We start from the raw sequence: 7,127 nt of genomic DNA, 5'->3' as shown, positions 1-7,127 counted from the left end.
CTCAGAGTTGGAGATAAATCTCGTGGCAAATCGATTAAATAAACGCCCTCGAAAAACGCGAGGTTATCAAACACCGAATGAGTTATTTAAAGGCATACCGACTCGTTTACTTCGTTCATAACGGTGTTGCACTTATTATGTGAATGCAAGGTATTTATTTTTTCTTTGCTAAAATTATCGGGTATTACTAATATTACCTTATATCCTAATGTAGTTGCCGCTAAAGTAATACCTATTCCTGTATTACCCCCAGTTGGTTCTAATATCATCTTGTTTTTTCTTAATATTCCTTGTTTTTGCGCATCCAAAACCATCTGAACTCCGGGTCTGGATTTTACGCTCCCTCCAGGATTAAACTCTTCAAGTTTAACAAAAACATCTGCCTTTTTATTGTTAAAAATATTTTCAACTTTAATAATAGGAGTATTTCCAATGTAATCTATAATCTTCATTATAATTTCCTTTGATATTATTAATGTAGTCAATGATATATCATGTGCTAAAATAGAATATGATATTTTTTCGTCAATAGAAAAATCTTACATACAGTAAACGAGCTAAAATCATCTTAATATTTTTTAATATTTATCACCCTGATTAGGTATTCTCCTTCATGAGATTCTTTATCTACACAAGATTTTCATGTTCTGTCACATTAGTGGCAGCATCAGTGAGTGTTATACCAATCTAACTTGAAGATGCAGGTTTTAAAATCTGAAAGTTGTCAGTAAGTCGAGTCGTGAGTTCTTTCGCGTTTTCTGGCAAAGTGGCATGAGAAAAGTGACGAAAAGTTTCACGGAATGTCTTCGCATCCGGAAAATAAACATTGTTACGTACTTGCTCATTCATATACTTCCACAATCGCTCTATCGGATTGAGGTTTGGGCTGTAAGGCGGCAGGTAATGCAATTCAATATTAAGGAAATACTCCATCTCTTTCACCAATTCTGCTCAGTGGTAACCCGCCCCATACAGAATAATATGGATTTTTTACGAAAGCGAGTAAGCCTCCCTGATCGTCCCGAAGAAATACGCGATATTTTCGGCATTGATACTGGGTATTCACGGATTACGGTGTCTTCAATTCGTTGTAAATTGAGGGCTCCCAGAATATTGAGACGAGTACGGCTGCCGATGGTTTCAACCACTTTTACCTGACTTTTTCCTGCTTTCATCTAACCATAGCTAAGCTTTGTGGACTGTGAAGGATTCACCGCATAGAATTTATAAGGAACTCCCTTTGGTTTTTTGTAGCTGAAACCTTGGCGGTGAAACTATTTAGTCATTACGCCCACACTAAAAGAAACCTGCCAACATGCTCGGACATAGTCCACAATTTGAGCGGTTGTATGCAGCAAATTTGCCGTTAAATAATCAATCATATCGGCAGTTTGTTTGGCAGAGAGGTGGCTTTCAGAACCGCCATTTTTTGGGGTGAGTTTTTCCTGAGCAATGAAATCTTTTAGGTGGCAGCTTACTGTACTTTCATTAATACGTAAGGCTTGGATAATCATCTGAGATATCCAGCTCTCTGATGCTAAAAGAACGGCCTTGATGCGACCACAGACTCGACTATCACGAGTCGTACCATGCATCAATTCGAGGGCACGTTTTTGTTCTGGTGTCAGATGAATTTTCATGGTTGCCAGCATGATCTGATTTGGATAAGAAATTAAGCATCTTCAATGGCGATTGGTATATCTCTTTATTACCCACCAGAACATGATTCTGTTCTATCTCAATCTCTATTTCTTGGGTTTATACAAATAATTATTATTACATTATTGTACTCAGCGCTGGCACTATAGCACTACCGCTTTCCAACCACCCCATATGGTTACTATTCCAATGCTATTTGATGGGCGCAGTATTATTTGGATTAGCAACAAAAATGATGATTGGCAATAATAAGTGACAAATTTTTATTATGTGCTGGCTCAGGTCAGGAAGCCCTCAGGTGTTGCATCAGTGACTATGCCTAACCTTTAAAGGAACTAAGTTCTATCGTCAATGTTGAAAACATGACGACGTAAAGCAGAAAAGTATTGTCGAATCAACTGTTCATTGTCGGCATCTAATTGTTGGTAACGTTGCATCCACTCAATGAACATGGCTTCTTCTGGATGGAAATAATCTTTACTTTGCTTCGTGTTGCGCAAAAGGCTATTTACCCATTTATCAAAAGAAGCCGCTTGTTCTCGATCTTTCGGAAACTCGTCTATCTCATAAACATGGTAGTCAAAGTGCCATGCCACATCATTAATATGACGCTGAACGCTGCGATCACCGCGCTGGCAGAAATAGGGCTTAGAGTGCATTTTAAGAAAACGTTTAAGCATATGCTCAAAGCTCGCTTTATCGCACATTTCAAACTTTTCCCCCAAAAACTGCATGTTATTGAACAAACGTTCGATAAACATGCTTAAGAAGGCTTGCCAGTTTCCTTTTTTTATTTCACAAAATACCATGGCATAACGGGTATGGATGTGCATAGCAATCAATACCGATTTTCTTTGGACTTTAATCGTATGCACCAGCCATTGAGAAACCATATGCTCATTGTGAGTGGTATCAGTGATCAAAGGAGTAGGCGCAGATTCAAGAGGAGAAATTTTCTCTCCTTTACGCGTCAAAGTAAAAAACTCTACTGCGGCTTTGGTGCAGTTAAATACTAACATTGGGATTTTCCTTGTTGTTTTAACAAATGCTGGCGCTCTTTTTCGAGCTGTAAACGAAGCTCTTCTTCACTTGGCAGTTCCAACATGTATTTTGAGGCAAACAATTGCTTACTATCGTTGAGTACTGAATATTTGGCAACGGTATGATTGTTTTCGGTACATAAAATTAAGCCGATGGTTGGGTTATCATCACTACAGCGTTTTTTCTCTTCGTACATGCGCACATACATGTCCATTTGCCCCACATCTTGATGAGTGAGCTTATGCATTTTCAAATCAATCAACAAAAAGCACTTGAGATGGAAATTGTAGAACACCAAATCAATATAATAATCGCCATCATCGGTACTGATTCGTTGCTGACGCTCGACAAACGCAAAGCCTTTACCGAGTTCCAGTAGGAACTTTTGCAGATTATCGATTAGCGCTTGTTCGAGTTCATTTTCTTGTAGAGAAGTATTCGGCAAGCCTAAAAAGTCGAAAATATATGGATCACGCAAGTAATCTTTTGCCGATAAAGCCAGTTCTGTGGTTTTTTGTTGCGCTTCATCCAGTACAGACTGAATATTTTGTTGCTTTGCTTGAGTAGAAAGCAAGCGCTCGTAATAGAAAGTACCAATTTGACGTTCTAACGCGCGAGCAGACCAAGCCCGCTCAATCGCTTCTTTCATATACCATTGTCTGGCTTGCTCTTTTTCAATGTGGATTAAGGTGCGGTAGTGTGTCCAGCTTAATTCAAATCCATATCTTTCATGACTTCAGCTGACACCCAGGCAACTTCCTGAAATTCCTCGTTGAACGTAATATCCCTGTTAGCACTGATACAATCAAAGATGAGGTAGATCATGTAAATTTCTTCGGTGGTACCATCGGGATACATTTTAACTCGAACATCATCACGAAAAGCCCAAGGTTTCACTTCCGTTATCTCCAGAGCTTCACCCAACTCTTCCCTAATCTCTCGCTTTAGTGCCTCTTCCATCGTTTCACCGGATTCCATTCCTCCGCCGGACAGAGCCCACTACCCCGGAAATACACCACGATCAGAAGCCATTTTACAAAGCAAATATTCCCCATTATTTTGAATGATGGGACAAACAATTATTCTTTGACGCACACATCACCTCGCAGCATATTTATTTTGTTGATCACAGTGGCAGAAAATGTGTCAATTTCATCTGGATTATGACAAATCATAACTCTATCTCGGAGACTTTCGGGAAGTTTATTCAGGAAACATTGGTATTCATCGTACCAACCTTTTATCCACTTAACTTTGCTTACTTCATCAGAAAATTATTGGAAATATAAATATCATATTTTGTATGGTTTTTTATTTAAAATACTCTGACAGAAGTAAAATTCAAGCCATTTAAAACTTTTTTAAAAGTAGTAATGAAACTTACTTAATGTTTTTAATTTTTAAATTTACTTCATTGGAAAAATTATTTTATAATTAAAGTGAGATAAAGTAATGATGCGTTATACATCAAGCTCTATATTATTTAAGTAAAATAAAGGTTATTCATGTCACTACCAGATAAAGCGAAAGAAATCACGTTAAATAATTTTAAAAGATTCAATCGATACGATTGTTTTTTAAACGAATGTACGCTTACCGAATTCGCACAATCACAAATACCATTTTATCATGCGGTCAATGCTTTCCCTCGGGCTCTTTGTTATTTAGGTTCAATGATCGAGCGTTCAGATATTCGCCTTAAAATAGCGGAAAATATATGGGAAGAGCACGGAAATGGCGAGCCTAGAAAATTTCACATTGAAACTTTTCATCAATATCTTACAGCCATAGCAGGCAATGATTATAAACTAACTAAAAATCCCTGGATTGAAGAATGGATTAAAGGCTGGTTTTGTGCGAAAACTCCATTTGAATTAGCAAGCAAACTAGCTGCGATAGAATACCTTTATGCTCCTATCAGTAATGTTCTCAGTAACCATCTTGAGAAATTCGATTTAAATAACGAGCAGTCACATTATCAAAAACATTCAGAATTAGATTGGGAGCATGGGCGAGAGTTACTCGAAATAGCGATTAATTATGATGATTCAATAGAAAATGAACGTTTTTTCGAGATATTTAATACGGCTCAATTGGAGTTTATTTTTGTGTTTAATAGCATGATAGTAATGACACAAAAGAAAGTTAACGATATTGCGCTGGACGATATTGCTTTTTACTATTTAAGAGAGGACCCATCAATCGCCAGTGCCTTGGTTGATGATATCAATAACAAGCCAGTAAAAAATATAATATCGATATGTTCTGGTGGGGAAGGTATAATGGAGTACTTATGTCATTCTGATGCATTGGAGATCATTGCGTTAGATATGAACAAGAATCAATATGATTTGCTGCAATATAAATTGAATGCCATTATGAATGATAGCTATAGTAATCACCAGCTAAATAAAGGTAAATTTGAACGAATTTTTGTATGCCTGCGCGATTTTTTCAATGAAAAAGAAAAAGATGATTTTTTGACAAAAAACCATCTTGACATCGAAAAACTAAAATACGCTATTGATAATATTTTCACTCGAGAAAATTTATCAACGATTTTTACTGAAAATGCAGTTAAGTATACAAAAAAAGATTTTGCCGAACATTTTTTAAAGGTATTTAGCAAAAAATTTGAATCCGGTTCTTTTGGTGAAAAAAATATAAAAAACATTCTAGCTGGAGAGTACATCCATCATAGAAATAAAGATGAATTCAAATTAGAAAATAAAAAAATATCCCCTTTAATTACAAACGTTAAAAATATTGACTTTTATAATGAAATTAATTTCAACAACGGATTAAAAACAGACCTTATTGATTTATCTAACATTGGTGATTGGTTAGATATATCCACTTTAATATCTATTATTGATGGTGCATTTGAGAATTTATCTGATGGTGGAATAATTATTATCAGGAAACTACTGGGTGATTATGATTTGTTTAAACTAATTGAGAACTCTGGTTTTAAAGCTACTAAAAAACATGATAGCTCAGGATTTTACGAGGAGGTAGTCGTTGGTTATAAATCATGATATAAAAATAAATAAAATCAATCTCAATAATAAGAAAGAAAGAGATTCTTTCTCTCTTCAACTTCAAAACATTGAGAAAGAGTTTTCATATCCTATTGGTGAAGATTTTTTCTATATTAAGCATGGTCTGAAAAATAATTCACTCGACTATTTTAGTTTTTTTGAACAATTAGGCGAACCATATGTTTATTCAATAGAGTTTGATGGAGTGCCTTTTGGTTGCATTTGCTTTGTATTAAGATACATTGATAATAAAAAAGTTTGGTATATCTGTGATTTTAAAACAACCAGGAAGCATAAGTCTAAAAAAATATCACCACTTATCTTCCTGAGTTTATATGAAGAGTTATCAAAAATAACGAAGGCATTTTATTTCATCAATATGTCTCCAATGAGAAAAAACCCACTGTTGCGACTTGTGAAATACATATTTAAAAGCACCACACTAGATGCACGTGATTTATTTATTTATAAATATAAGGTTAACGAATTACCTTCTACATTATATGATGAATCCATATGGGCACATAATCATGGTAAAAAAGATATTGTAATTAATGATAAAGCAGTACCATTATATCATGCCATCAACAATATTGATTCCCGATGTCAATCAATTCAATTTTCTGATAAATCCGATATTCCAAAGGAGTCAATTTTGATGTTTTGTAGCTTTGATGAAATCACAAATCTAAGTTACACATCAAAGGCTGTTTTTGTATATAGTAATATGTCAGTTATTAATAACTTTACAACATTTGAAATATAACATATTAATAATTCATGAAAAATTAAGGTGTTGTCGCGTTACCGCAGTTTAAGTTAACCAGATAGAAATTGGTGTCATTTCAAACAACCAATCTATAAAAATAATTACAGCGAAATCGTTTAAAAAAAAATAATAGATGGAAATAAAAATGATTAAATTGACAGGGCATTTGGTGTGCAGAAGTGCAGAAGAATCAGAAGTGATCCGTAAATACATTCCTGAGCACAAAAGATTGACGAAGGAAGAAACAGGGTGTCTTTCTTTCGAAGTAACAGAAACAGCAGACCCATTGATTTGGAAGGTAGAGGAAATTTTCAAAAATAAGGATGATTTGGATAGTCATCAGAAGAGAATGCAGGCTTCAGTATGGGGTAAAAAGACCCATTATATTGCCAGAGAATATGAAATTTTTGAGATTGAATGACCACCTTTTTCCCGACATTTCAAAACTAATGCGTATACATAGACAGGATCTTAAGAATTAAGCCTTTCAAAACACGCATCCAATGTTTTGTTTTTACATGATTTTCTTTGTGGTGTTTTGAACGCGTTCTGGCATAAATATTCTTGTGCTTTTTCCAGCCAAAAATACGTTTCCGACCACGCCTTTTGGAGCAGGT

General features: G+C 35.2%; 6 protein-coding genes and 3 pseudogenes. 4 read left to right on the top strand and 5 right to left on the bottom strand.

The genetic code is table 11. The features are described from left to right. Positions 1 to 121 (top strand): annotated as a pseudogene (locus tag Xinn_RS19445) (IS30 family transposase); the annotation flags it as partial. On the opposite strand, the gene Xinn_RS19440 reads toward Xinn_RS19445, so the two are convergent. The 5 genes and pseudogenes from Xinn_RS19440 to nudI form a co-directional block, all read right to left on the bottom strand. Beyond that, complete coding sequence (locus tag Xinn_RS19440) at positions 87 to 452, bottom strand: pyridoxal-phosphate dependent enzyme (RefSeq protein WP_086952955.1); 366 nt, start codon at positions 450 to 452, stop codon at positions 87 to 89. The pseudogene Xinn_RS19445 and the gene Xinn_RS19440 overlap by 35 nt on opposite strands. Positions 453 to 687: 235 nt before the next feature. Next, a pseudogene (locus tag Xinn_RS19435) lies at positions 688 to 1,640 on the bottom strand (IS630 family transposase). A gap of 354 nt (positions 1,641 to 1,994) precedes the next feature. Beyond that, positions 1,995 to 2,678, bottom strand: a complete 684-nt coding sequence (locus Xinn_RS19430) for a DUF6933 domain-containing protein (RefSeq protein ID WP_086952954.1) — start codon at positions 2,676 to 2,678, stop codon at positions 1,995 to 1,997. Continuing rightward, entirely contained in the window at positions 2,672 to 3,379 is a 708-nt protein-coding gene (locus Xinn_RS19425; RefSeq protein ID WP_244590268.1) for a PDDEXK nuclease domain-containing protein, read from the bottom strand. The genes Xinn_RS19430 and Xinn_RS19425 overlap by 7 nt, the downstream gene beginning before the upstream one ends. A 29-nt stretch (positions 3,380 to 3,408) precedes the next feature. Continuing rightward, positions 3,409 to 3,795 (bottom strand): annotated as a pseudogene (gene nudI / locus Xinn_RS19420) (nucleoside triphosphatase NudI). Between the two features lie 410 nt (positions 3,796 to 4,205). Between nudI and Xinn_RS19415 the strand changes: the two are divergent. The 3 genes from Xinn_RS19415 (at position 4,206) to Xinn_RS19405 (ending at position 6,931) form a co-directional block, all read left to right on the top strand. After that, entirely contained in the window at positions 4,206 to 5,738 is a 1,533-nt protein-coding gene (locus Xinn_RS19415; RefSeq protein WP_086952952.1) for an iron-containing redox enzyme family protein, read from the top strand. Next, positions 5,722 to 6,507: a hypothetical protein gene (locus Xinn_RS19410; protein WP_086952951.1), complete on the top strand. Its 786-nt coding sequence runs from the start codon at positions 5,722 to 5,724 to the stop codon at positions 6,505 to 6,507. Before Xinn_RS19415 ends, Xinn_RS19410 begins: the two co-directional genes overlap by 17 nt. A 148-nt stretch (positions 6,508 to 6,655) precedes the next feature. Further along, positions 6,656 to 6,931: a putative quinol monooxygenase gene (locus tag Xinn_RS19405; RefSeq protein WP_086952950.1), complete on the top strand. Its 276-nt coding sequence runs from the start codon at positions 6,656 to 6,658 to the stop codon at positions 6,929 to 6,931. The last annotated feature ends 196 nt before the right edge of the window (positions 6,932 to 7,127 follow it).

The sequence above is a fragment of the Xenorhabdus innexi genome (assembly GCF_002632485.1).
Lineage (GTDB): Bacteria > Pseudomonadota > Gammaproteobacteria > Enterobacterales > Enterobacteriaceae > Xenorhabdus > Xenorhabdus innexi.
The sequence above is the reverse complement of the archived record's forward strand: the minus strand, read 5'-3'. Positions and strand labels throughout refer to the sequence as shown.